This is a genomic window from Runella salmonicolor (assembly GCF_024158025.1).
Taxonomy (GTDB): Bacteria; Bacteroidota; Bacteroidia; order Cytophagales; family Spirosomataceae; genus Runella; species Runella salmonicolor.
This window is the reverse complement of the sequence record NZ_JAMZEL010000019.1, coordinates 39,095-64,869: the sequence shown is the minus strand read 5'-3', so window position 1 is coordinate 64,869 and position 25,775 is coordinate 39,095. Positions and strand designations below refer to the sequence as shown.

The window sequence follows — 25,775 nt, the reverse complement described above, 5'->3', positions numbered from 1 at the left end:
TTTTTTTTTGCCATAGCAATACCGTTTGTAACAGTTATTGAACAAACTTAGAAATAATGTAAATAAACTCAAAATCTATTTACATTATTTACAGTTATTCTACTGATTAACAACAACTTAAACTGTAAGATGTACCCTAAAATGTCACTTTATCCACAACAATGTAAAAAAACCAAAATGAGTATACATTTTTTGTGGCTTAAAAGGCTGTTTTACATGAATGAATATACATTTTATTGAAAGTTATCCACATAATTTTTCACATAAAACCTTATTAATCAATAAGGTACATAGTTATCCACACATGAATGAATATACATTTTATTCATTTTATGATTATACATGACTCAGTATACATTTATACATGACTCAGTATACATTTATACATGACTCAGTATACATTTATACATGAATGAATATACATTTATACATGAATGAATATACATTATTGATTTTGCAAATCAATGATAATCAGTTGATTATGGCCAATTTTTGGACTGCTAAAAAACTTTATTAAAAAAGTATTTAAAAAAGGTATTAAAAAACTTTTTAAAAAAAGAGATTTTAATTTTTTATTTTTTTTTAACCTACGGGAAAGAATAAATTAGACTACTAAATACATAGTTTAAGTATGGTTTAAAATGTAGTTTAAAAGATGATTTTAAAAAGTAATAAAAAAAATGATTTATTGCGTAACATGAATGAGTATACATTAAACAAAAAGTCAAAACAAAAATGATTTTGATTTGAATCAACAAATACACACTTGCTAGCTCAATCTAAATTAAGGAATGCGATTTAAGCGCCTTTTTGGGCGCTCTGAACGATTTTATCAGAAAACACAATCAGGAACATATTGGGATTAAATAGTTGAACAGAAGGTGTTTTTGAGGGTTCTAGTGGGATATTGGGTATTAATCCAAACATTTGTTATTTAAAACTTTGAAAGCGCTACGTAAATAGTTAGACAGAATGCTAGAATCATAAAAAGAGTGCTTGGCTATTGTAACTCCAAATGCTCCTCGTATAGATTAATCCAATTTTAAAGCGATGTTATGAACAGCTTCAATAAAACTAAAAAACGATTGTAAAATCGGCGAATGGGGACAACATAGTGTCCAAATAAGTATAGTTTTGTCAATAAAAATCTACTTATAAATCTGTTTTTTATTACCTTTGAATATCAATTATTAGACCTAAATGAATAAAATATACTATTTATTTTGGGTTAATATGTATATTTATCCATGTATAAATCATGATTATCTTTTTAAACTCATCTAAAACAGTCATAAAAATTATTCCATGGCTAAAAAGCTAAGTATGCATCAGAACTGTCTTATCTCTTATGGAAAGCATGATAAAAACCAGCTAACCCAATGACAGAAATAATTTCGTTGGAAGTATTAAAAGACATATTTTGTGAATAAAAATAGTTGTTTACAAAACTAATAATGTAGATTTAGTGCTCAATTTGAAAAAAATAAAAATGAAATCAAGAGGAAGACCCAAATTAGATAGTGATGAAAAAGGCAACTATAATCCTATTTTAGTTGGTGAGAAAGTCTTAAAAACTTTACAAATAGCATCTGAATCAAATGAAGATCCACAGGTATTAAGGGCAAAACTTTCAGAAATTAAAAGCCATGCTGAATCCTGTGAATATTACTGGAAATTGGTATTTACCTACTCCTTTTTTGTTTACAAGAATCGTAAAATGACCGATGCTATTTTTGAACGCGCAGATACTACTTTGATCGACGGAATAAAAAAAATGAACCTCAAAAACTTAGCTGAAATTGTTGGAATTGAATATCATAATTTTAAAAATATGTATTCGGGTCGTGGTAATGCAAAGAATTTACTTCACTACCAAGCTTTTCTGTACGAAAACGGTGTAAACTTTATTTCGTTACAATTCACTGAAACCCTTATCAACAAAGCTTACTCCTATCATCAACTTTTACAAACAAAAAAATACACTAGCGATGAATTAAAAAATATATTTTTCTAACTCTTCAAATTTAAAAGATACTCATGCGCTATGACTTAAATCAATTTTACCCGAAACACATCCCTTAAGGCTGCCTGTATTACCCATTATTAAACCATATTACGAACTTCAAATATCAAAAATTGATTCAATACAAAACATTAATATACAAGGATTTGATGGGAAAAAAAACATAATTGATTTATGATTAATTTGTCAAATAAAATTGAATCAATTTGTTGACCGATTACCCAATACCTTTTCAAATTGGAGAAAGGTTGAGTAGCCCTCAGTTGTTTCAATAATTTTGGAGTCTCCTTTGAGTTTTTTACTTAAAATCTTTACCAGATTCAATCCAAAGGCGGTTCCATTATTTAATTCTGGTGCTTTGGCAGAACCAATACCATTGTCTTTTACTTGAAGACAGAGTTTGCCATTTTCCTCACAAAATGAAAGTTCAATCTCGCCAGTTCGCCCCTCTGGAAAAGCATATTTTAGGGAATTGGTTAATAATTCATTAACAATCAGGCCAATAATCATGGCGGTGTCTACATCTAAATAAATTGGGTCCAGCTTATAGTTAATCGTGACTTGCTCAGTGGTAAGCAAACCAAATGAATCCAATAACGAAATACCCAGGTTTTTGAGATAATCGTTCATATCCACTGTTCCTGGATTGATTCCCATGTATAATTTTTGGTGAATAAGCCCCATAGCTTCTACGCGATTTTCGCTTTCTCTTATTGCTTCCAATGCGGCTTTATCTTTTATGTATTTACTTTGTAGATGTAATAAACTTGAAAGAACTTGAAGGTTGTTTTTCACACGATGGTGAATCTCCCTTATCAAATATTCCTTTTCTTTATTGCGTTGGCGTAATGTACGAATGAGCCTAAAAAGCATAAGACCACCAATAATCATCAGTCCTAGAAAAGAAGATAAAGTCCAAAGTTTTATTCGGTCCTCCGATAATTGTTTATTTTGTAGTGCAATTTGAGTCTCCTTTTGTTCGGATTCATATTGGGTCTTTAAACTTGAAAATTGAATATTTTTCTGAGCATTCAGTAAACTGTCACCTATAAACGATGCTTTCTTTTGAAAATAAAAGGCTGAATCATACTTGTTTAGTTGACCATAGGTTTCAGCTAGAAGTTTATAATTATCAACAGCCTGTTGGGAGCGAAATGTTTTTTTTAATAGCTTTTCATTTTCAATTAAATATGGCAGAGCTTCCCGATATTTTCCCATCATAGTGTAAATATGTCCAATACTACCAGTAACAGAGGCGGTAAGCCAATAAATTCCGCTATTTTGGGCTATTCTGAGGCTCTCTTTATAATCGGCTAGGGCGGCTATGTATTGTCGTTTTTTTTTGTAAACGTTGGCTCTACTATTCAATGAGAGTGCAATATCTGTGTCGTAGTTAAATAGACGCCTAATTTTGAGGCTTTCGTTAAGAAATGCCAATGCTTTTTGAAAGTTACCAGAAAGCATCCAAGCATCTCCTAGTATTTGGGCCGACGTGGAGAGGTCTCTTAAAATATTAGATTGTTTTTGTTCATCGTATGCTTTTTGTGCATAATTGATTGCTTCTTCAGAGTTATTCTGTGAAAAAAAAACGGAAGCTAAATCTGAATTTGCTTTCGCAATTCCAATGGGGTCATTGAGTTTTTGATAAATTGTAAGCGCCCGAAATCCGTAAAGTAACGCTTTATCAAAATTGCCCAAATAATTGTATACCCAACAGATTCTACCAAAAATTTTGGCTTCCCATTTTAAATTGTTTTGCTTCTGAAATGCGTATAAAGCTCGATTGTAGTAATAAAGAGCTGAGTCGGGTTGACTTAAATTTGCCCCGACATTTCCTAGATTAAACTCAATTTTGGGAATCCACTCTGGGTGATTATTTTCCTTTGCAATATGGTAAGATAGGTGAAAAATTCTTTTAGCCCTTCCTATATCCGTGTTGTTTATTGATTCTGCTAATGTATATAATTTTCTGATTTTGAGGAGAGTATTGTCTAACAATAAAATATTTTTTTCAGAACTTTCGGGGAGAGTATTTTGTGAAAATGCCGAAAAACTAAACAAAAAAGCCAGAGTTTTGAGTAAAGTTTTTTTCATTATTGAAATGAAATTAAGAAATCTTCTTTAAACGTCCCATGATTTCTTCTCGGGCAGATTTGCTAACTGGAATTTGGTGCTTACCAATGTAGAGGGAAAGGTCACCAATTTGCTCAACATGGTTCAAATTAACAATAAATGAACGATGTACCCTCAAAAATTCGGATAGATTGCTCAGGGTTTCACTAAATTTACCTAAGGTTTGTAAAATTTGAATCTCTTTCGTTCGAGTAAAAACTTTACAATAATAATCGTTGGCTTCGACCCATTGGATGTCCTGAAAAAATAATCGTTCCATACCGTTTTTTACTTTGACAAAAAGCCGATCCTGAAGAACGTAGGCACTTTCATTTTCTGCAACATCAACCATTTTTTTTGTTTTTACAGCTGATTGAATGATGGCTAATTCAATTGCATGTTTTAGATCTCGACCACGATAAGGTTTGGAAAGAAAAGCCGCTGGTGCAGTGGTTTTTGCTTTTGAAAAGGTAATTTCATCAGAATTACCCGTTAAAAAAATGATTGGAAACTGTACTTTTTTTGAAATCTGCCTTACTGTTTCAATCCCATCCCATTTTCCCGACAACTGCACATCCATGATTATTAAATCTGGAGAAGATAGTTGGAGATATTCATAAGCTTCCTCACCATTATCGTAAAGTCCAATCACTTCGTAGCCCATCTCCTCAAGGCGGTCTTGGAGGTCTGCTCCGATAATGGCGTCATCTTCAACAATAACGATTTGAATTGCATCCATAATTTACTTAAAAGGAAGTTTTGAGGAAAAAGGTCAATATCATTAGTGTATTAAATAAGGGTCTAATTAAGCCATTTTAGGACTAAAAATCATTTTTTTGTGTACGAAAGGGCTAAAAATTATATGCCAATCGTGGTTTTTTATTATACGAAAAAAAAGCAGCCTCTGAAACTATCCCTAAAAGGGGGCGTTTCGAGGCTGCTTTTTAAGCAGTTTGTTCGTTTAATAAACGATATTTACACCTTAGTTACCGTTATATTGAATGGTCAAGACGGTAATATCATCAAATTGTGAGTTTTCACCGATAAAGTCTTTCAAGTGCTGGCGAATGGAGTTGTTGATGTCTTGGGGCAACGGCGCATTAACAAAAGGTGTTAAAACTTCTTCTGCTCTATGGGTGCCGAAGCGGTCGCCTGCCGTATTATTGGCATCGGTTACACCATCTGTATACATAAAAAGGGTGTCGCCGGGGTTTAAAGTCAACACTTGTTTTTTATAGTTGTAGCTGGGGTCGATACCAAGTGCCATACCCGTTGTTTTTACCACCGGTTCAACTCCCTTATCTTTTCGTAAAATGAAAGGTGGCTCATGGCCTGCATCTACGTATTCAACGACGCCTGTCTGTAAATCTAAAATGCCAATAAAGGCAGTTACAAACATAAAAGAGTCGTTGTCTTCCGATAAGAATGCGTTAACTTCTTTTACTTCATCGGCGATATCTTCATAGTTACGGTGTAAAAAATGGGTTTTGAAAATGGCTTTTGTAATGGCCATAAACATACACGCTGGCACTCCTTTATCAGATACATCTCCGATGATAAAGAAAAGGTGATTTTCGTCAATCAAGAAGAAATCGAATAAATCTCCACCTACCGATTTGGCTGGTTCGAGAAAGCCGTGCAAATCTAGGTCTTTTCGATTGGGGAAAGGTGGAAAAATCTTAGGCAACATTGATTGTTGAATATCCCTGGCAATGAGCAAATCATTCTGAATCGAGACCAATTGGTCTCGCTCCTTCTCATGCTGTATCACCATTTCGATGTACCCAGCGGTTTTGTCGATGGTAATGTCTAAGTCATCAAAATTGATGGGTTTTGTTATAAAATCAAACGCTCCAAGGTTCATAGCCCGCCGGATATTGTCCATATCACCATGGGCCGAAACCATCACCGCTTTTATCCTTGATTTTTTTATTTGGTTGAGGTGCGACAAAAAAGTCAGCCCGTCCATTTCGGGCATGTTAATATCCGAAAGCACAATGTCGATGTCGGAATGTTCAGTCAACGCTTCGAGGGCTTCAACGCCATTGTGTACAAAAATGAATTCGTATCTTTTTTCACGAATTTGTTTTCTGAATCGAGTTTGGATGAGCATTTCCATATCTAATTCGTCATCCATACTTAGTATCTTGATTGCCATTGTCTTGGTAATTTGAGGTGAGTTTTAACGTTTTAACTGATTGGTTAGGTCATAATGGGTTATAATGCACTTAAATATATTATAATGTTAAAGGAATTTGAAGGGTAAATTCAGTAAAGTTACCCGCCTCAGAGTCAACACTCACCGTGCCTCGGTGCATAATATTTACAATATCACGGCTCAGTGCTAGCCCTAATCCAGTGCCTTTACCAACGGGTTTAGTGGTAAAAAAAGGTGTAAACAGTTTTTCTTTAATTGAATCTGGAATTCCTATGCCGTTGTCCCTGATTTTTATCTCAACCATATCACTCAGCCGTTTTGAAGTGACGATGATTTGGGGCGCGTACCCTTCAATCTGCAGTTTGAGTTTTTCGTTGATGGCGTAGCAGGCATTATTAACCAAATTAAGGACCACCCTACTGATCTCGGTAGCGGAGATTTTAACCATTTTTACGGTGGTATCCAATTGAAAAACCAACGATACATTGAACGACCTATCTTCTCCCCGGGTGCCTTGATAGGCGAGTTTGGTAAATTCTTCTAACAAAACGTTTAAATCAACGGGTTCAAATTGGGGGTCCTTGCTTTCACTTCTTGTTTGCGCTAACATACTTTGGATAATTCGGGTAATTCGGGCCCCGTTTTCTCCGATTTTTTGGTTAAGACCAGTTAGTTGGTCAAGCAAAAAAAGCAAATCTTCCTCTTCTTCGGTGAGCTGAACATCCTTACGATTGTCAAAAATCTCTTTTATTTCTTTGACTAATTCAATGGAGAGTTTCGAGAAGTTATTGACAAAATTTAGGGGATTTTGAATTTCGTGCAGAATTCCTGCCGTTAACTGACCAATTTCGGCCAATTTATTCATTTGTTTGTACCGCTCTTTAAGTGCCTCAATGTCATGCTCAGATTGGTGATTTTCTTGGTGTTCTAATTCACCTTTTTTTTCAGACTCAATCGTTTTATTGTCATTTTCCATATATCCTTTTGGTTAAAAGAGGCTTAGTTGAGCGTTGGTAACGTGATAATTACTTCGGTAAACTCACCCTCTTTGGAAGTGAGTTCTATTTTCCCTTTATGGAGTTCAATGATGTCTTTGGTCATAAAAAGGCCCAATCCAGTACCTTTTGAAGTTGGTTTGGTGGTAAAGAAAGGGCTAAAAATTAGATTTAAATCACGTTGTGGGATTCCTTTTCCATTGTCGCGGATTCTTAACTGAATTTCACCGTTGATTAATTTCGTTGTTAATTTAATTTGGGGTGAAAAATTTTTATTGAGTTTACTTTTTTCCGACACCGTGTAAAGGGCATTATCAATGATGTTGGAAAGAACATCCCCAAACTCAGGCGGGAGAATACGGGTTTTGAGCGATTGGTTTTCCAGTTCGATAAGTAATTCACCGTTAAAATCCCTATTCTTTTGGGTAAAGTCGTGAAAAATGACTTTTGCTCTGCTCTCAATAAAATAATTTAAGTCTGTTTCAAAAAACTCACGGGATTTTTCTTTGAGCAATTTCTGCATGTCCTTGACAATACGCGTGGTACTGTTTCCATGGTCATAAATTTTGGTAATGCTATTTTTGAGTAAAGTCAGCGAATCTTCAAATTCTTCTTGTAAATCCTGATTGATACCCGCTTTGTTCTTTTCGAGCAGCTCATTGAGTTCATCAATCAAAATGGTTGAAGATTCAGAAAAGTTGTTTATATAATTCAACGGATTCAAAATTCGGTCAACAATTCCTTTGGTCAATTGACCCACCGAGGCCAAACGTTCCTGTCGAATCAACTCTTCTTGGGTATTCTTAAGGTTGCTCAGGGTGTTTTCGAGGTCTTCCAGAATGCGGGTTTTGATGTAAGCCGCAATCAGGTGTTCCTTTAAGTTTTTAATCATGTTGAAATCTCGTTGGTCAAACGCGTTGGCTCGGACGGAGTTTTCGAGCGTGATAAAACCTTCAATATGATTATCCACTTTGATAACGATGGCAATCATGGATTTAGGAGTCACCAAGGAATCAATGGGGTTATTCAGTTTTTCATAACTAATGTCATTCTTAAAATAAATATCTTCGTAGACCTCTATGGCTTCGTAAATATAGCGATTTTCGGCTTCTTCGAGGCTTAATTGAACCGATTCTACCGTCGATAGTTCATTGAAGCCATAAAGTGCTTTGAATTGATAGCCGTTTGTTTCTTTATTAAAAATCAAAGCACTGGCGCAGTCCATGTTACGTATGATTTTCAAACGGTTTAAGACGGTTTGAAACAAATTCGCGAAGTTGATTTCAGTATTGATGGCCTGAACGATGAAGTCAATTTTTTCGAGTTGGTCATTTTTGGTAGTAAGCTCTTCGGATTGTTGTTCCAACTCAACTTTTTGGGTCACCACTTCCTCCGTACGCTCACGAATGAGGTTTTCGAGTTCCAATTTTTCACGAACCAATACCCGCAAACGCCAACGAACGGAGTTGTAAATAAGCGCCCCAATCAGTAAAATGTAGGCAGCAATAGCCCACCATTTAAGATACATTGGCGTGGCTATCGAAAATTCGACGATGGCTTCATCACTTTGTTTTCCGTATATATTGCGGGCTCTTACCCTAAATTTATAGTTTCCTGGCGGAAGGTTGGTGTATTCCTTCTGAGATTGTGTAGTCCATTCTGACCACACTTTATCAAAGTTTTCGAGGTAGTATTGAAAGCTTAATACTTCGTTGACATTAAAACTCGGTGCCGAAAATTCAAATTCTATATTATTATTATTGGGCTCTAAACGAATTTTCGGCACCGATAGATTGTCAGTAATGGCTGTTGTATCGGTAGGATAACCGTTGAAAAGCGCCTGTTCACCTTTGACCGTCACTTTTCGAATCAATGCTGGAAACGACCTTTGGTATTGTTGACTGAGGTTTAAATCAAACCGAATCAAACCCTCAGACCCCCCAAACCAAATTATGTTTGATTGGTCTGGATAAATGACGTTAAATGGTATATCTGAAATCGGCAAAAATGGGGTACTAGTGGCCTGATAAGGCTTGTTGGATTGGCCTGTTGGTAGATACGAAGTAATCAATTTTTCGTCGCCACGGGTGGTCCATATTTTTCCGCTTCGCTCTTCCAAAATTTTTCCGTTCCAATACACAGTTGCTGCACTATCGGTCTGGAAAAGATTAAATGGCTCGAATTTGTCTTTTTGGGACTGAAACCGAAAAATCCCCTTTTGATTATAAGCAAGAAGTCCTTTGGAGGTGTTGGTGATACGATTGTACGACAAGGGCGGCAAACCATCTTGGGCGGCATACTTTTTTTCCTCGTTGGTTTGAACATTGATTTTTATGACGCCGTCAGATAGGGTTTCAAGCCACAGATTCCCTTTTTCATCTTCGGTTATGCCTACTATTTGCTCATTGGTTTTACCAACAAGTCGGAAGTTTCGTCCACCGCCTGCTAGGTTCAACATTCCTAACCCATTTTGCTGCCCCACAAAAACCACGGAGGGATTGATTTTAGAAACGTAGACGCACAGTGAATAAAAAGGAGTAAGTTGTTGAGTACCACGTTCTGAAACTAAAAATAATCCTCTATTAGTTGCCGCTAAAAGTCCATTAGAGGCCACGGCCAAGTCAAAACAGCCTGCATTGAGGGTAGCTACGGGCTTGACGTTAAAATTGTCGATGTAAAAAAGGCCGTTGAGAGTGGCAGCATATAGGCGTCCATTGGCCCGGACTACGGCTTTTACTTCGCCCTTCAGGTTACTAAATTCGTTGAATTTTTCAATGGGGGAGTCTACTTCAATTTGTACAATACCGTTATTAAGCGCTAACCATAATGCACCGTCACGGTTGGTAAACATGGCATTAACGAGTAAGTTTTGCAGGTAGTCATTGTCTTTAATTTGGTTGATAATTTGACCATTTTTAGAAATAATGACGATGCCTGCATTTAAGGTTCCAATGGCAAATTGACCATTTCTTAGTATAGTTCCAGAGGTAGTTTGATTGGTAATTAATTGGCTATTGGCTTCACAATCAAAAACTTTGATGGTATTTTGGGATAATTTAAATAAACCTTGACTGCTCGTAAGCAACAGGAATTCATTGTTTTCTAATGGAAATACCGCGGTTAGGTCAAAAAGAGTAGGGGTGATAGCGGTTTTTGGGATCGGAACCAAGTTTTGGCCCTCTAAATACTGAGGCCCTCCGTTTTTTAGAAATAAGATAATTTTTTGATTTTCATAAAACGAAGACAGAATGGTACCTTTAACTCTAAATTCTTTTAGTCCTTTGGAGGTGAGCAAAAAAACGTATTCTTGTGAGATAAAATATACGCCCGCCTTTGTTTGAAATATATTCAGGATTTGCCCAAAGGAGGTTTTAATGGCTTTGCTTAAACTTTCAAAATAGAGCGTTCCGGTGCTGTCAGGTTTTAAATAGCCAAACTCACCCTTTCCACCCACAAACACCCGCCCGAATTCGCTTACACACAGTGCCGAAACCTTGGTGATGTTTTGGGTAGGAATGGTTCGCCACGAAACGCCGTCGTACTCAAGCACTCCCGCAAAATTTCCGAAATACATCAAACCCCGTTTATCTTGCGCAATGGCGAAGTTTTGACCGTGGGCATTGTATTGTTTCGGATTAAACATTCTGCTGAGGGGTATTCCCTTTTCCGTAGCCTGTTTGTTGTATTGTCCCCACGCTCCACCTCCCCACAGTAACAAAAGCCACATGGTCATTCCACGGGCAAAAACAGCTATTTGGTGTAAACTGTTTGGTTGTTGATAGGTTGACAATAAGTTTTTCATTGATTCTTTTATACTGGACGGTTTAGGCTATTTCCAAAGCAACATCCTCTTTGTAAGCAGTATTTTCGGCAATAAGATTATAAACTAAATAGGGGTCCAAAAGAAAAATAGTGCTGTCTTTCAGGGCATTTACCGAGTGTAGATACACCTTGGGCGGAGGTTCGGGTTCGCGAAACCAATACCCACCTTCGTTTATCCATTGCTGGTTACCGTCGGTTTCAAATAGTTCAATTTCACCGTCATATACAAACAACAACGGTGTGCCAGCCGTACAATACCGATCCATGAGAAGGGTTTCGTAGGAGGTTAATTGAAGTTTTTGCAGTGAAATGGTCACTGGCAAGAGCGAATCGGCGGGTAATTTTTTAAATAAATCTATGGACCGAATGGCGTTAAGTTTATTGATTAATAAATCTTCTCTTTTTAACCCATGTTCAATTTTTTTGCAAAGGTCAGAGCGATGGCAGTTGGGTAAAAAAGCGGCTGTTTCCTTAAATTCTTCAAATGCAGTTGGGTATAACTGGTGCAACACATAAAGGGCAGTTTCAACAATCACTTCACTGTTTGAGTGTGCGCAAGAGATTAAAATGTATTGATTTTGGGAGTTCGGAAAATGCAATAAGCTTTGAATTGCCGAGGCTTTTAATTCACTTGAAAGCTGCGCAAAATCCCGGTTTATAATGTCAAGCACGCGCTCCTCGGGCGATAAGCGTTGCTGTGGATAATTTTCGCGACATTTTTGTAGTTTTTCTTCAATCGACTCATCTTCAAAAATAGGGGCCAATTTTACGCGAAGTTCTTCAGAAAGGGCCATCGAAAAGACTTCCTGAACAAAGCCTTGTGTGGTTTCATTTTTATTTTCGTATAAGTCCTTAATTAAGTTAAAATCTTGGTCTACAATCAAAATATTGAGCAGATTGAATAGCTTAGGAGCTGTTTGTCTGGTTTCTTCTTCCAACGAACGGAGTAGCGGAGCTAATTCGGGCATTCGCTCAATATCGGCTTGGGCGGCAATCAGCCAAACCACAAAGGCTGCCTTTTCGTCAATTTCAGCGTTGATGTGGGTGCGTTCGAGCACCGTTGCGGTATAACGATTTTGATTAAGCGCCTCAAAAACCCGGTCTCTGATGTGGGGGTCAGGGTGGTTCATTTTGGCTCTCAAAAAACGCGTTGAAGATAGGCTATCAATTTTTTCAACTATACTGATAATTTCTTTTTGGGTTGCCCGGTCGTTTTCAGAGCGGTTAAAAAAACGTTCTAATTCTCCCATGACAGGGTCGCCGATGGAAGCTAGAGCGGTTTTTGTGGGGAGCTTAAAGTAGTTTGACGTGATATTATTCAACAAATGTGGCCATAATTCCATTTTTCGGATGTTTCCAGCGGCCAGCAGAGCTGCCCTTTTTACGCGAGGGTTGGGGTCCTGCATCAGGGCATCAATATATTTGAAGGCATAATACCGGCCTGAGTTTTCAAGAAGGGCCACCGACTCAAGCCGTTCTTCGGGCAACGGAGAGTTTGCCATTTTGATGACAACATCGAAATCCGTTTTTTTGCCCGTATACTCCACTGGCATAAATGTTTCTGTGTTTTTTTTATCGCTTGTATTTTTACGTTGTGCTGATTCTTTCAATAAATTTTTCAACACATTCCGGTAAAGAGTTTGGGTACTGAACGCAACCCATAACCATACAAGCAGAATACCCACAAAAATGTAGGAAAGATAAATGGTGTCGATAAACGTAAAATAGGTCAGACCTAAAAGTAGTACTCCAGCTACAATATTTCCTCCCGCTTTGGGGCCTCCTTCAATCCGGCTTTGTAGTTCAAGCCTTTCTTCAGGATGTATGGGTTGGAAAAGCAATTGGTAAGAAGGGTCACTGATGGATTTTCGAACCGTACTCATTGCAAAACGGCTCATGACGATAAACGCAAAAAAGACGTAGGTAGTACCATAAAAGGTTCCATAAACGGCGGCAAACGCATAAAAGATGGTCAGGACCAAGGGCAATACAACCAAGCCAAGTTTTAAACCGTATTTTTCAATAAAGCGTCCGTACAGTAAGGTTTTGATTAACAGCTCAATAATGGCACAAAGGCCAAAAAATAACCCCAAAAAGCCAGTTAATAATTCTTTGTCGGGAAATACTTTTTTGGATTCAACGGCAAAAATAAATTCGACATAAAACAACCCCATTACGGGGAACAACGCCAACATAAATACCGCTGTATAATACGGGGTTTTGAAAAAATAATTGAAGGTTTTTTGTTTCGGTTTTTCTTTTTCGCGCGAGAAAATGGAAAGTTCTGATTCATATCTTTTAGAAATCGTTACCATCAAAACCAAACAAAAGACCAGCGTGCCAATCGATAAATACAATAATCCGTTGGTATCTGTAAACTGCAATAGCAGCGGGACGGATAAATAACTTAGGATGGATGATACTACGTCGCCTGTGGTAATAAAGCTAACGAGGCGCTTGGCTTGTTGAATGTTAAAAATGCGAGAGACAATGGCCCAAAATGAGATACCATTGACAAAAACAAAGACGCGGTTCCAGATAAACAGAAAAAAGTAAATCCATTTGTTGCCAGTAATGAAGTGGCCAATGAGCAGTCCTGAAACGGAAATTATCAAGAAAACAATCAAAAACAGGGCGATTTTTGAAAAGTATACGCGTTCTTGAATTTTAGAAACAATGTATCCCAAAGCATAAACGATGATGCCACTGGCGATATACGCCTTTGGCAGCATGGTCCGGTCAAAACTATTGAGAAACAAAGACATCGTTGCGGTATAAAAAATAGCAACGGATACCCCCATAAAAAAAGAGTAACGCATGAAAGGATTGACAACCTTGAGGTCGCCTTCTTTCAAGTTCATCAGGTGATATAGTCGCTCTTTTTTTAACATAATCAAGTAAAATATAAATGGACTAAAGGTCTAGTTTCATCAGGAAAAAAGGCCTTTCGGGCATTTCGGGGATATTTTCAAGTTGAGAAATTAAATTAAAACCTAATTTCTGTAAGTGCACAAGTCGGGACAATTGAGGAAAAGCAATCATTATTTTTGAACCCGCTTTTGCCGCTAAGTTTATGCGCTCATTGTCCAGAATTCTAGCAAAACCCCGACCCCGAAACGCAGGGTCGACCACCAAACGGTTGATGGAAGCAATGGGGCTTTTTTGAAAAAGCGGACGATGTTCGTCGTGCAAAAAATCTGCGTAAGGTACTTCCTCAAGGCACTCATGAAAACTTAAACGTGCCGCTGCCACAATGACTTTCTCTTTGGTAATAATCCAATGGTGTGCGTTTTTATCTAAAGAATCAATCCAAACTTCCTGTGAAAAAAAAGTTGGATTTATGCCATTCTCATTCCGCCAAGCCCTAATTCTGAACCGACCAATTTCTTCCATTCGCTCTGGAAAATAGCCCTCATGAATTTCAAACCCGTCGGGCAATGACTTTATTTTGTTTCTTTCCATTACTAAAAAGTCAAAAAAATCGGGTAAAGTGTTCATTATGAATCATTTTATTTCAAATAATATACCCATTGAAATATTTCGTTTTTCTTGCGGAAAACGCGAAGCTCCCACAATATTGTCGGCTTCTCTGATGCCAGGGACAAAATATTCTTTGTTTAGTAGATTATAACTAGTTACCTGCAACGATACCCCTTTGATGATGTCGTGGTAAGTCAGCGCACCATCCATGATAAAATAAGGGTCGAAGAGTTGGATGGGGTTTCGGCTGCCAGAAGTTCCAGCTCCAGTTTTACGGGCACCCACATAGTGAGAGGTGATGTTTAGCCTCAGACTTTTCGTGAATTGATAGTTTGCCCCAATATTGAATGAAAAATCGGCAATATCGCTGATGCGTAAATTTGAGGTTAAGTCGAGTGGGTTGGTGTAGGTAAAATTGCTCCATACGTTGAGTTTCTCCCATTGATAGTTTACTTCGGCCTGGAGCCCCCAAATCCGCTGACGACCAATGCCCTGAAATTGATTGGTTTTGGTGCCGTTTTCCAATACTACCGAGGCCAAACCCACCGCATTACTATAGTTGGCGCGGTAGGCAGCAACCGTAATATTGAGGTCTTTGATGGGTTTGTAGTAAAGGCTGAATTCCATGTTTCTCACTTTTTCTGGTTGGAGCGTAGGGTTATTCAGCCGCCGTTCGGCGGTGGTGCCGTATTTTTGAAGATACGAAGCATCCTTAAAGGCTTCTGCATATATAGCCTTTAAGATAAAGCTCCCCTTGCTATAAATGGCTGATAATCTAGGGTTTGCTACCATGCCATATCCGCCGTTGTTTCTAACCCTGTTGTTGTCAACCCGCAAACCACCTACCAAACTGAGCGATTCGGAATAACGATATGTGGCTTGGGCGTAGATGCCTATATCAAAAACCCGAAAGTTGTTGCCACCCCGAAGTGTATCGGCTGGAAAACCCTGTTCTTCGGGATTACCAGTACCAGAGGTAACATAATTGCCCTGAATAATACTGTTTCGATACTCTACCCCACCGTTGACGTCGAGGTTGAGCAAAGGACTCCAGAGCGCCCGAAATTCGTTTCGAAACTGGTTGGAAACGCGGTAATTGTAAGTAGTGGAGAAAGTAGGCCCAGTACCTGCTGCTAAGTCGGCGATACCCAGACGGGCGTTGTAATAACCGCGGTATGAAGGCAAATTGGTCCCTCCGTCTATTTCATGAAGGCGGTAGGATGAAAGGTTGATAATCTGGAATTTATCATTTATTACCTTGTTGTAAGTCACGGCAAAACTTCGATAATAAGTTATCCACCGACCTAAGTCGGCGGTATTGATTCGGGATAAATTTGTATACCAAGGCACGGCCCCTTCGTCGGTTTTCCAGTTGGTGATGGCAATGGTTAATTCTTTAAATTCAATTTTGGTTTTCATGTACCAGTTCTTAGAATAATCGTTGAACTGGACGGGTTTATCTAAGGCATTTCCGTTAAAAAGTCGGTTATCTAGCTCAGCGGCTTTTTCGGCTCCTTTCGGAGTAAGTCGGAGTGCGCTAGGTACACCGTTGGTGTATTCAACGTTGAACAAATCAGAGTTCGGAAATTTGGTCAATAGTTGGGTACTGTTGATGTAATTGAGCGCGTCGGTGCCTGTTCTGTCGAGTCGTGTGCCATAGGCGGCGGGGTTGCGGGCGTCGTAATTCCATTCAGGGTATTTCGACAAATTCATTTCGTTGGACTCAAAAAACCTACCCGTAACCGAAATGGCCACGTCTTTGGTTTTGACCGCTACGGTTCCGTCAGCATATCGGGTTTTCCAAGTTCCTGACTTTATTTGCCCATTAAACCGTACTTTGTTGTTCCCGTCGATAATCTCGCGGTATTTTTTAGTAATGATATTTATTACCCCCATGAAAGCGTTGTTTCCGTATAAAGTAGAAGCGGGCCCGTACACTACCTCCACCCGGTCGATGTCGGAAAGCGTATACTGGCGCGAAATGGGGATATTGTCTGAGGCTAAATCGTTTTCTTCCACCCCGTCAATGAGCATCAGCATACGGTCGTTGGAAGTAGACCGATAGCCCCGCGTGTAGAAATTTGAATAGCCCGGGCCGTTGCCTTTGGCAATGTCGAATCCTGATAAATCGTGCAGAAGTTGTTCTAAGTTTTGATAGCCTCGTCTTACAAAATCTTTCTCCGTAATAACAATTACTGTTGCGGGTACTTTCAATACGTTTTCAGCCCTTTTAGATACCGAGGTAATTTGTATAATGCGCTCCTGCGAATCTTTGATACGTTGAAACATATCTTTGAATTGGGGTGATGCGGCAAAATCAGGGTCAAAATTGGGGTTGATAGCCAACAAACTCTGAATGGATTCAGCAGCTCTAGCGCTTGAGTCCATTGCCAAATGAGCCATGGCCAGTATTTTATAGGCTTGAACCTTGGCCGTTGGCGAAAAATCGGTTTTTAGGCAAGGCAAAAGGATTTGGAAGACTTCGTCAAAGTTGCCCGTGGTGTACTTTTTTTCGGCCTCAGGAATGCTCACCGTTTCGTCACAAATTTGTCCCATTGAGCACGTTGCCTGTAAGCATGCCCCAACCAGAATTCCCCATTTTATCAGTTGTATAATTTTCATCATTGTACAGCTCATTTTCAAAGTAACGTCACTTTAAGGCCGTTTGCACTTTTGTGAATTCGACATCTTTTCCTACATATTTATTCCATTCATCGACGGTCAAGTCCCGGGTGATTTTTTTGCTTACTTTATCATACAGCTCTTCAATGCCAATATCCCAGAGTCTTACCGTACGGTCAGCGCCATAAGAGATTAGTTTTTTACTGTCTTTTGTAAACCGCACACCCGTTACCCACGTGTTGAAATCGTTGATGACAATGGGCTGTTGTTGTCGTGTTATATCTTCGTAATTAAATAGGTGAACCGACCAATCAAAACTGCTCGTTGCCACCAAATGACCATCGGGAGAAAAAACAATATCACTGACGGTCGAATTGTGTTTACCCAGTACTGTACCCGCCGAAAATTCAACGATTTTGTCATTTTCATAATCCCATACCGTTAGAACCCCAGCAGAGTTTCCGGTCAATATTTTCCTACCATTAGGGCTAAATGCGAGCGCTGTTACTCGTGCGCCCATACCGTAAAAAGCAAAAACGGCGGGTGCTTTTTTCAAATCATTTAGTTCAAAAACAACAACTTTTTCTTTGGAGCCACAAACAATTTTTTGGCCATCAGGGCTAAGTTTTGCGCAAAAAATATCAATCCCTGAACGTAGATTGGCCACGGAGTCAATGCCGTTGCCCGATAGATTCCAAGTACGAATATTTCCATCGTTGCTCACTGAAACCAGCTGATTGTTTTGGGCCAACAATAGTGAATGGATTGGGCTGCGGTGCCCTTTTACTACCACTGGCGTTGGGGTAGGGGAGTCGATGTTCCAACTGAATAAAGTGCCCAAAGCCCCACCTGCAATAAGCTTTTTCTCATTGTTGTCCAAGATAACAGCCCTAAATCCCTCGTTTGATTTATTTCCGCGACTGAACGAACGGGTAGGTTGAATCGGGTTGAGGCCATAATCCCAGAGTTTAATGGTGGCGTCATCGCTACTTGAGGCAAAGATATTGTCGACTGATTTCACTCCAACGGCTACTGAGCGTACCACATCGGTGTGCCGCCTTAGTATTACTTTTGCAGTTGTACCAGCGGCTTTGGCGAGGGCATTAAAAATATCAGGATTGCTTTTTTCACCGAGGCTTTTCAGGTTGAGATTATAAGCGTGCAGGGCCAGCAAGGCGGGCAATTCATCCTGCGAATTTTCGGGCATTTGAAACGACTGAATGGCAATTGCCCGGGCAATTGCTTTTATTTTTTGCCGTTCAGCATCTCGCTTGGCGTTTTCGGCGATGGTTCTTTGCCTTTCCGCTTCGCGGCTTGCTTTTTCGGCCTCATCTTTACGTTTTTCGGCCTCACTTTTGGCCGTTACGGCAATTGTCTTTTGATTTTCAGCGTCGCGCCGGGCTATTTCTGCTTTGTTTTTTTGTTCAGTTGCGGCCTTTTGGGCCATAATTGCTTCCTGTCGCTGAATCTCCGCTTTTCGTTGTTCGGTTACCGCAATCCTTTTTTGTTCTTCGGTGAGTTGTTTTTGGGCTTCTGCAATTTCTTCTTGTTGTTGGGCAATCCTTTTTTGTGAGATTGCTTCCCGCTTTTGGATTTCAGCCTTTTTTTGTTCTGACAAAGCCAGTTGCTCCTTTTCTAACGATTCCTTTTCACTTTGTTGGGCTTGCGTTCGGAGAATGATGGATACCACCAAAAACATGAGCGACAACAACGAGCCAATCCCCAAGGCTATGGCAAATTGGCGGGTTCGTTTTACCTCTTTTTTGTGGCGACTTTCTTTATTTTGTACCTCAAATTCATATTGGCTGCGGCTGTATTCAAGGTAATTTATGGCTCTTTCAAAATAGGGGTCGTAGCGGAGCGCCCATTCTTTGTTGGGGCGGTTTTCTTTCAACCACCTCAACCCAATTTGTAATTCGGGATTTACCCATAAACCTGTTTTCCCTTGTTGGTATAAGTCGGCCGAAAAACTTAGGTTTTTGTATAGTTTTGCTGATTCAGTTTCCTCATCGACCCACGTTTTCAGGCGTTTCCAGAGGTAGGTAAGGCGTTCGTGGGTGAGGTCCACCACCGATGCATCAGATAGCGGAGTGGAGTAGGAGGGAGAAAGAAAAGAAGTCCCCAATTCGCGCAGGCGGTCAATGACATCCAAAAGCAAAAATTCATTTACCCCCGTTACTTTTTTAATGGTTGAAACCGTAGTAGGGCTAACCACCCCGACATCTCCTGTACCAACTACAATCAGCGACTTAAAAAGTTTTTCTGTTACTTGTTTGCGTTTAGTATCAAATACATCCTGATAAATTTCTTCGGCGTGGAGTGAGAGTGCATCAGACATGGTACCAATGGCCTCATAGTCTTGTTCATCAATCGGCTGCTGCGGTGATTTGTGGACTTGCCAATAGTCCCAAGTACGCATGAGTGAATGTTGAAGTACGGGAAGTTGGTCAGTTTTGCTGCCAATGTCGCCCAAGAGACGATCTACTAAAGTGGGCGAAATATCCACGCCAACGGTTTCGAGTGGCCCGTTGATGGCCTGAATGATTTCGGCGTGGTTCATCTTGGGCAATAGATAATACCCGCGGTTTATGGCTTCAGTCAGGCCGTTGTAGTTGGTGCAATAATCTAAGTAATCGGAGCGCATCGTTAGTGCCACGTGGATGGGCATCGTGCGTTGCTGAATGAGTCGGATTAAAAATTCAATAAAAAGAATGGTTTCATCACGGTCTGTGGTGATTTGTGCTTCTTTTTGGCGGTAGCGAAATACTTCTTCAAACTGGTCAATGACCAACAAGATATTTTTGTCACCGAATAGTTGAAAAACTTTGGTTAAACCATCAGAATCATTAAAAATGAACGACTCTAGGTTGTTAATGATTTCTGGGGAAGAACTACCGATGTTATATTTTGAAATGTAATCGGTAAGAATACTTATTAGGTTTTTTATAGGGTTAGCACCTGGTTTTAAAATGAGAATATGCCAGCCATTTTCGTGCGTGTTTTCCAATCGGTTTTTTTCCAATGAAGGAATCAAGCCGGCTTTAATTAACGAAGATTTTCCACTTCCAGACGAACCGATAATGGCCAAAAAACGCGAGCTACTTAATTTTTCTCTCAGTTTTTTGACGTGCGTTTCTCTTCCAAAAAAAAGATTTGCGTCTTTGGAGTCAAAACTTCTCAGTCCAGGGTAGGGGTTCGCATAAGTTCTGTTGGGTGCCATATTAAAAAAAGACAGTCAAGGGTTGCCCCTTTGGGCTAGGGACTTTTGATATCCACTACGAAAATATTTCGATTTCGATTATTCTTGTACTCATAAGAAAAATCACTTACACCGGTGATGGTAAGATAAATTCCTAGTCCGCCAATGGGCCTTTCTTCCAGTGGTAGATTGAAATCCTCCTCGTCGGGGAGTTCACGAGTGGTAGGGTCAAAGGGCGTAGCATCATCCTCAAAAATCACTTTAAATTGATTGGGGGTAGCTTCGCTAAAGACGTCAATATTTCCCTCTAATCCAGCATTCTGATAACCGTACAAGATGATGTTTGTCGCAATTTCATCGACTGCTACCAATAAATTATAGGTTGCTTTTTTGTCTACTCCCGCCTCTTGGGATTTTTCTTTGACGTACTGCCGTATGGCATCAAGCGAGTCAATGGTTGCCGGAAAGGTTTTCAGTTCCATTTGTTAATTGACAAAGTACGAACGATGATTGAGTTGATTCTCTATACGAAGCCTAAATGTTAGTGAATGCTTTTGCCATTAAAATAGATTTAAGTGGCTGAGAAATATGGTAGTATCACCACTTTTCAACCACTTAAAGTCTATTTGATGTATCCAAAAACATTTACTTGTCGTGATGACCTAAACGGGGTATTGATCAACAATATTGACGCTGTGTTGAAGCCCCGTTTTTTCGAGCGTATCGACGATGATTTCCTGCGGTTTTACAATGTAAATCGTAAGTCCAACGCCCATTTTTTGCTTTGAAAATATCAAAACGCGCAATCCTGCCGATGACATAAACGACAGATTTTCTAAGTCCAGAACGAGTTCGGTAGGCGATTCAAGCGCTACTTTTTCGATTTCTTTTTGAAAAACCCGGGCCGATAATGAATCCAGCTCGCCCGCCAGTTTAAGCTTGGCAACTTTATCGACTACTTCTGAGGTTATTGTAAAATCCATGTTATTGAGTGTTTTTGGTTGAGATTAATCAATTTTATTTTGCGACCAGAACAATGACTGAGCGTCCGCCTACAAAAAAGCCTGCTTGATTTTCGAGCAAAGGTTCCTCTCCAATTTGGTGGATGTCTTCTGAGTTGGCCATGTCGGTGTTGGCAAAAACGTGCCATTTCAACCCAGGCTCCAGCGTCGGAAGTTCAAAATGCAGCGGCTCCCAGTACATATTCAGGGCTACGTAGATGGTTTCGTCGCGTATGGTTCCCCCTTTGGCGTGGCTTCCGCAGAGCATAAAAGCCAAAGTGCGGCTTTCTGCCGACCAATCTGGCCGCCATGCCAACGTACCGTGGAAGCTAATATCGGGCAAACCGCTTCCTACGTAGTCGTAATGACGGAAGTGCGTTGGGCTTCTGAGTACAGGGTGCGCCCGACGGAATCGAAGAATCTGTTGGGCATAATGAAACAAATCAGCGTTTTTATTGACCAATGACCAATTCAGCCAGTTCCATTCAACATCTTGGCAATACGTATTGTTGTTGCCGAGTTGGGTATGTCCCATTTCGTCGCCCATCAAAATCATCGGAATTCCCTGACTAACCATTAAAATCGTCAAGGCATTTTTGATTTGTTTGTGGCGCAGAAAATTAATGGCTTGGTCGTCGGTTTCTCCTTCCCAACCGCAGTTCCACGAGTTGTTGTCGTTGGCACCGTCGTTGTTGTCTTCGCCGTTGGCCTCGTTATGTTTTTCGTTGTAGGCAAACATATCGTGCAGCGTAAATCCATCGTGACAGGCCACGAAATTAATACTCGCGGTAGGTCCTCTGGAGGGGTATAAATCGGGGGAGCCTTGAAGCCGTTGGGCCATTTCTCCTACCAGGCCCGTATCTCCTTTCAGAAAACGGCGTACGGTATCGCGGTATTTTCCGTTCCATTCGGCCCAGCGACCGTAGGCAGGAAACGAACCCACTTGGTATAAACCGCCCGCGTCCCAGGCTTCTGCAATCAATTTACACTTGGCCAAAATGGGGTCGTAGGCCAGTGATTCCAACAGCGGCGGGTTACTCAACGGGCTACCGTCTTGGGCACGGCCCAAAATTGCGGCTAAGTCGAAGCGGAAACCGTCGATGTGATAATCGGATGCCCAATAACGCAGGCAGTCAAGCACCATGTTTCTAACCACGGGGTGGTTGCAATTCAGGGTATTGCCTGTTCCAGAGAAGTTGAAATAATACCCCTCAGGCGTGAGCATGTAGTAGGTTTTATTGTCAATTCCTCTAAACGAGATGGTATGCCCACGGTGGTCGCCTTCGGCGGTGTGGTTAAACACCACGTCCAGAAACACCTCGATTCCGTTTTTGTGCAGTTCCTTGATGAGGGTTTTCAATTCATCCACCTGCATTCCAAACTTACCCGTGGCGGCGTAGCCTGCTTTGGGCGAGAAGAAGTTTACGGTACTGTATCCCCAATAGTTAACCAGCATTTCGCCCGTTTTGGGGTTGGTGCGGCTATTTTCCCACTCATCAAATTCATAAATGGGCATGAGTTCAATACAGTTGATACCCAGCGATTTGAGATACGGAATTTTGCTACGAATACCCGCGAAGGTACCCGCGTTTTTGGTTTCAGAAGATGGGTGACTCGTAAAACCCCGCACGTGCATTTCGTAGATGGATAAATCTTCGATGGGGGTTTCGAGCGGGTGGTCGTTTTCCCAGTCAAAATCTTCAAAGGCCAACCGTGAACGGTAGGGGTACACATCATCCCAGTTGGGTTGGGCACGCCAGGTATCACGGCCACCCAAAACTTTGGCGTAAGGGTCGCTCAAGATGACATTTTTGTCAAACCGATGACCTTCTTCGGGTTTAAACGGCCCGTCCATGCGATAGCCATACTCAAGTCGTTCAAAATCAAGGTCAAAAACCGTCATGCAATACACATCCCCAATCCTGAATTCGTCGGGAAACGGGATTTCTGCATACGGCTGGGCTTCGCCACGTTCAAAAAGAACCAAAGTACATGAAATAGCAGCACTTGAATAGACGCTGAAATTGACCCCGTTTGGCACCATGGTTGCTCCAAACGGTAGCGTATGCCCCCGCCGGAATTTTATACCCTCGTGTTCGTGGGTTGGGTAGTAATCAATACGAATATCTGCCATAGTTAGCCCTTTTTTAGTGTTTCTACCGCTTCTTCTAACTTATTAACGATGATAAAGAAGTTGATAAAACCAGTGTTCGACATTACGTCCTGAATATCTTCGGATACTCCCACGAGCACCACTTTGCCGCTTTGCGATTTTATTTGCCGATAAATCATCAATAAAACCCGTAAACCAGCGCTGGAAAGAAATTCCACTTTGCTCAGGTCAATAATGACTTGCCCTTGTCCTTTGATGGCCGAAATGGCGGCTTTTTCAAATTCGGGGGCGGTTTTGCTATCTATGTTGCCTTCCACCTCAATGACAGCAATGCTCTCTATTATATTCTCGGCTACTTTCATGTCGATAGTGTATTGTCTAATTTAAATAACTGGACTTATAAGCACTTTCACCCGAACCCTTTCGTCGGTTTTAGGGAGTGTGACAAATAACTCGTTGGCGTCAAAATTGGGGTACGGCTCATCGTTGATGTAGCACGCGCTGATGTACACACTTCCTTTGGGAAGAATATCAGGCGATACAAACAACTTATTGTTTTTGAAACCATTAGGGTATGGCTTGAAGTAGAAATAAGTTGGTTTTTTGGTGATAAGCAAGTTGGTATATACTGCCGACAAGAAGCACAACTCAGTGCTGTGATAGGCACTCATTGAGTGGCTGCCTTTGAAGCGCTCAGTACCCAACAGATATGGCATACCGTTGCCAAACACGTTGAAGTACACCCCACCGTCGTCGGTGTCAAGGAAGAACGCGTTGTAGAAGGCGGCCGACTCGCGGGCGTATTTGAGGTATTCGTCGTCTTTCAGGATTCCGTGCAAAATCATGTACGCAAGAATGGCTTGCTCTTGTTGCCACCACGCCTTGCGGTCGTGCCATACAAACTGGTGACGGCCGTTGGTTTTGGTTTCGCGCTCTACCACGTCATACCAACCACCACGCTGCGGGTCAGAGCCTGCTTCTGGCATCAGGGCGGCGATTTTCTTGGCAAATTCGAGGTAAGAATCTTTGGCAACGAGCGACTGCATACGCATCAAGTTCCAGGCGATTTTGAGGTTGTGACCCACAACGGCCCGGTTTTGCTGCCAGCCCCATGTTTGGTCTTTGCTCCAATCTTCAAAGAATTTCTCCTGTACAAATGGACTGTTTTCGTAATCAGGGAAGTATTTTGTGATGGTATCAAAAGTGTACTCAAGGAAGTCGGCGTATTTTTTCTCACCCGTAGCCAAGTAAAGGTTGATGAGGTAAGCGGGCGCGTGGTCACCGACCGAGTTCCAGTTTTTGCGGGCGCGGTTGTGAGCCAACGATTCTTCGTGGGCATCCAACGAAATCGGGTCAATGTGTGAGTAATAGCCCTCTAGCTTGTCATCTTTGAAGTATTTCTCAAACAGTTCAATCGTTTTTTCAATGTCCCACATAATGCGCGGATCACCCGTCAAACGGTAAGTCTGGGTAGGACCAGCCAAGGCATAAATTTGCTCATACATTGGCAACGAATCCAAGTCATCGCCGAATTCGGAAGTCAATAACTTGGTTTCTTTTTGGCCATCTACTTTTACGCCGTGGTACCAGTATACCAAGTCGGCATCTTTGTCATAAAAACGCATGTGGTCGCGGAGGTATTCAGTTCCCAACTCTGCACCTTCCAAAAACGAGTCATTTCCAGTGAGCATGTACGCCGAAGCAAACCCGTAAATCATGCGGGAAATGGTATCGGTTTCCTGCAAATAATCCCCTTTTTTTGCACCCGCCAAGTGAAGCATGGTGCGGTAGTTTTTATAGTTAATCGGCTCTTGCGGATAGTTAAACTGCCATTTCAAATAACTCGTGGCAATGGAAGAAATTTGCTGAATCCACCAATCTTGGGCTTCGTGGCGGTATTCGTGGGGTTTGGTACTTGGGAAAATAATCCACTGAACTTCAAAAACGGGCTCGCCACCTTCTACTGGTGGATAAAATGTACCGTAAGAATACAAAAATTGACCTTTCTGAGCCAGCAAATCTTGCATCACTCCGGAGGCATCTTGATAGGATTCATCAAGGTTACGGAACGTACGCGCATACGTAGAAGGAAGCAAATTTACTTTGAAAACCCGCTTATCGGAAGTTTCGACAGTATACCATTTTTCGGCGGCGTTGTATTCTATGATGTACCCAGCAAGGGTATCAGAGAAGGTAAAATCGAGTTTCATGTATTGAGTGTTTAATAGTGTTAAATTAAAGATTTAGGAA

At 40.6% G+C, this 25,775-nt stretch carries 15 protein-coding genes; 1 reads left to right on the top strand and 14 read right to left on the bottom strand.

The genetic code is table 11. The features are described 5' to 3' along the window. Positions 1–1,489: 1,489 nt before the first annotated feature. Positions 1,490–2,014: a hypothetical protein gene (locus tag NCI00_RS27540; RefSeq protein WP_253532933.1), complete on the top strand. Its 525-nt coding sequence runs from the start codon at positions 1,490–1,492 to the stop codon at positions 2,012–2,014. A gap of 210 nt (positions 2,015–2,224) precedes the next feature. On the opposite strand, the gene NCI00_RS27535 is transcribed toward NCI00_RS27540, so the two are convergent. The 14 genes from NCI00_RS27535 to NCI00_RS27470 all read right to left on the bottom strand — a co-directional run bounded on the left by NCI00_RS27535 (position 2,225) and on the right by NCI00_RS27470 (position 25,735). Then, complete coding sequence (locus NCI00_RS27535) at positions 2,225–4,117, bottom strand: histidine kinase dimerization/phosphoacceptor domain -containing protein (protein ID WP_253532932.1); 1,893 nt, start codon at positions 4,115–4,117, stop codon at positions 2,225–2,227. A 13-nt stretch (positions 4,118–4,130) separates the two neighbouring features. After that, positions 4,131–4,874, bottom strand: a complete 744-nt coding sequence (locus NCI00_RS27530) for a LytR/AlgR family response regulator transcription factor (protein ID WP_253532931.1) — start codon at positions 4,872–4,874, stop codon at positions 4,131–4,133. Positions 4,875–5,117: 243 nt separating this feature from the next. Then, the gene (locus tag NCI00_RS27525) at positions 5,118–6,293 is read right to left on the bottom strand and encodes a PP2C family protein-serine/threonine phosphatase (protein ID WP_166560335.1); all 1,176 of its coding nucleotides are present in this window, start codon (positions 6,291–6,293) and stop codon (positions 5,118–5,120) included. Positions 6,294–6,372: 79 nt separating this feature from the next. Then, entirely contained in the window at positions 6,373–7,269 is an 897-nt protein-coding gene (locus tag NCI00_RS27520) for a sensor histidine kinase (RefSeq protein ID WP_253532930.1), read from the bottom strand. A 23-nt stretch (positions 7,270–7,292) separates the two neighbouring features. Continuing rightward, positions 7,293–11,090 carry a sensor histidine kinase gene (locus tag NCI00_RS27515; RefSeq protein ID WP_253532929.1) on the bottom strand — a complete coding sequence of 1,266 codons (3,798 nt, stop codon included), beginning with the start codon at positions 11,088–11,090 and terminating at the stop codon, positions 7,293–7,295. Between the two features lie 22 nt (positions 11,091–11,112). Further along, complete coding sequence (locus NCI00_RS27510) at positions 11,113–14,001, bottom strand: MFS transporter (RefSeq protein WP_253532927.1); 2,889 nt, start codon at positions 13,999–14,001, stop codon at positions 11,113–11,115. Positions 14,002–14,023: 22 nt separating this feature from the next. Beyond that, positions 14,024–14,608, bottom strand: coding sequence for a GNAT family N-acetyltransferase (locus tag NCI00_RS27505; protein ID WP_253532926.1), 585 nt, complete (start codon positions 14,606–14,608; stop codon positions 14,024–14,026). Positions 14,609–14,614: 6 nt separating this feature from the next. Beyond that, the gene (locus tag NCI00_RS27500) at positions 14,615–17,146 is read right to left on the bottom strand and encodes a TonB-dependent receptor plug domain-containing protein (RefSeq protein ID WP_253532925.1); all 2,532 of its coding nucleotides are present in this window, start codon (positions 17,144–17,146) and stop codon (positions 14,615–14,617) included. 94 nt (positions 17,147–17,240) lie between these two features. Next, positions 17,241–20,432, bottom strand: a complete 3,192-nt coding sequence (locus tag NCI00_RS27495; protein WP_253532924.1) for an nSTAND1 domain-containing NTPase — start codon at positions 20,430–20,432, stop codon at positions 17,241–17,243. A gap of 35 nt (positions 20,433–20,467) precedes the next feature. After that, entirely contained in the window at positions 20,468–20,893 is a 426-nt protein-coding gene (locus NCI00_RS27490; protein ID WP_253532923.1) for an ATP-binding protein, read from the bottom strand. A 180-nt stretch (positions 20,894–21,073) separates the two neighbouring features. Continuing rightward, complete coding sequence (locus NCI00_RS27485) at positions 21,074–21,394, bottom strand: anti-sigma factor antagonist (protein ID WP_253532922.1); 321 nt, start codon at positions 21,392–21,394, stop codon at positions 21,074–21,076. Between the two features lie 34 nt (positions 21,395–21,428). Then, a complete protein-coding gene (gene glgX / locus NCI00_RS27480) occupies positions 21,429–23,546 on the bottom strand; it encodes a glycogen debranching protein GlgX (protein ID WP_166560327.1) in 2,118 nt (705 codons plus the stop codon). A 2-nt stretch (positions 23,547–23,548) separates the two neighbouring features. Next, positions 23,549–23,887 (bottom strand): STAS domain-containing protein, encoded by a 339-nt coding sequence (locus NCI00_RS27475; protein ID WP_166560326.1) that lies wholly within the window; start codon positions 23,885–23,887, stop codon positions 23,549–23,551. A gap of 21 nt (positions 23,888–23,908) precedes the next feature. Then, the gene (locus NCI00_RS27470; protein ID WP_253532920.1) at positions 23,909–25,735 is read right to left on the bottom strand and encodes an AGE family epimerase/isomerase; all 1,827 of its coding nucleotides are present in this window, start codon (positions 25,733–25,735) and stop codon (positions 23,909–23,911) included. Positions 25,736–25,775: the final 40 nt, after the last annotated feature.

Bases quoted from the DNA above. Each gene is read 5' to 3' on its own strand.
- NCI00_RS27540 (WP_253532933.1), top strand. From the start codon at position 1,490: ATGAAATCAAGAGGAAGACCCAAATTAGATAGTGATGAAAAAGGCAAC.
- NCI00_RS27535 (WP_253532932.1), bottom strand. From the start codon at position 4,117: ATGAAAAAAACTTTACTCAAAACTCTGGCTTTTTTGTTTAGTTTTTCG.
- NCI00_RS27530 (WP_253532931.1), bottom strand. From the start codon at position 4,874: ATGGATGCAATTCAAATCGTTATTGTTGAAGATGACGCCATTATCGGA.
- NCI00_RS27525 (WP_166560335.1), bottom strand. From the start codon at position 6,293: ATGGCAATCAAGATACTAAGTATGGATGACGAATTAGATATGGAAATG.
- NCI00_RS27520 (WP_253532930.1), bottom strand. From the start codon at position 7,269: ATGGAAAATGACAATAAAACGATTGAGTCTGAAAAAAAAGGTGAATTA.
- NCI00_RS27515 (WP_253532929.1), bottom strand. From the start codon at position 11,090: ATGAAAAACTTATTGTCAACCTATCAACAACCAAACAGTTTACACCAA.
- NCI00_RS27510 (WP_253532927.1), bottom strand. From the start codon at position 14,001: ATGTTAAAAAAAGAGCGACTATATCACCTGATGAACTTGAAAGAAGGC.
- NCI00_RS27505 (WP_253532926.1), bottom strand. From the start codon at position 14,608: ATGAACACTTTACCCGATTTTTTTGACTTTTTAGTAATGGAAAGAAAC.
- NCI00_RS27500 (WP_253532925.1), bottom strand. From the start codon at position 17,146: ATGGGACAAATTTGTGACGAAACGGTGAGCATTCCTGAGGCCGAAAAA.
- NCI00_RS27495 (WP_253532924.1), bottom strand. From the start codon at position 20,432: ATGGCACCCAACAGAACTTATGCGAACCCCTACCCTGGACTGAGAAGT.
- NCI00_RS27490 (WP_253532923.1), bottom strand. From the start codon at position 20,893: ATGGAACTGAAAACCTTTCCGGCAACCATTGACTCGCTTGATGCCATA.
- NCI00_RS27485 (WP_253532922.1), bottom strand. From the start codon at position 21,394: ATGGATTTTACAATAACCTCAGAAGTAGTCGATAAAGTTGCCAAGCTT.
- glgX (WP_166560327.1), bottom strand. From the start codon at position 23,546: ATGGCAGATATTCGTATTGATTACTACCCAACCCACGAACACGAGGGT.
- NCI00_RS27475 (WP_166560326.1), bottom strand. From the start codon at position 23,887: ATGAAAGTAGCCGAGAATATAATAGAGAGCATTGCTGTCATTGAGGTG.
- NCI00_RS27470 (WP_253532920.1), bottom strand. From the start codon at position 25,735: ATGAAACTCGATTTTACCTTCTCTGATACCCTTGCTGGGTACATCATA.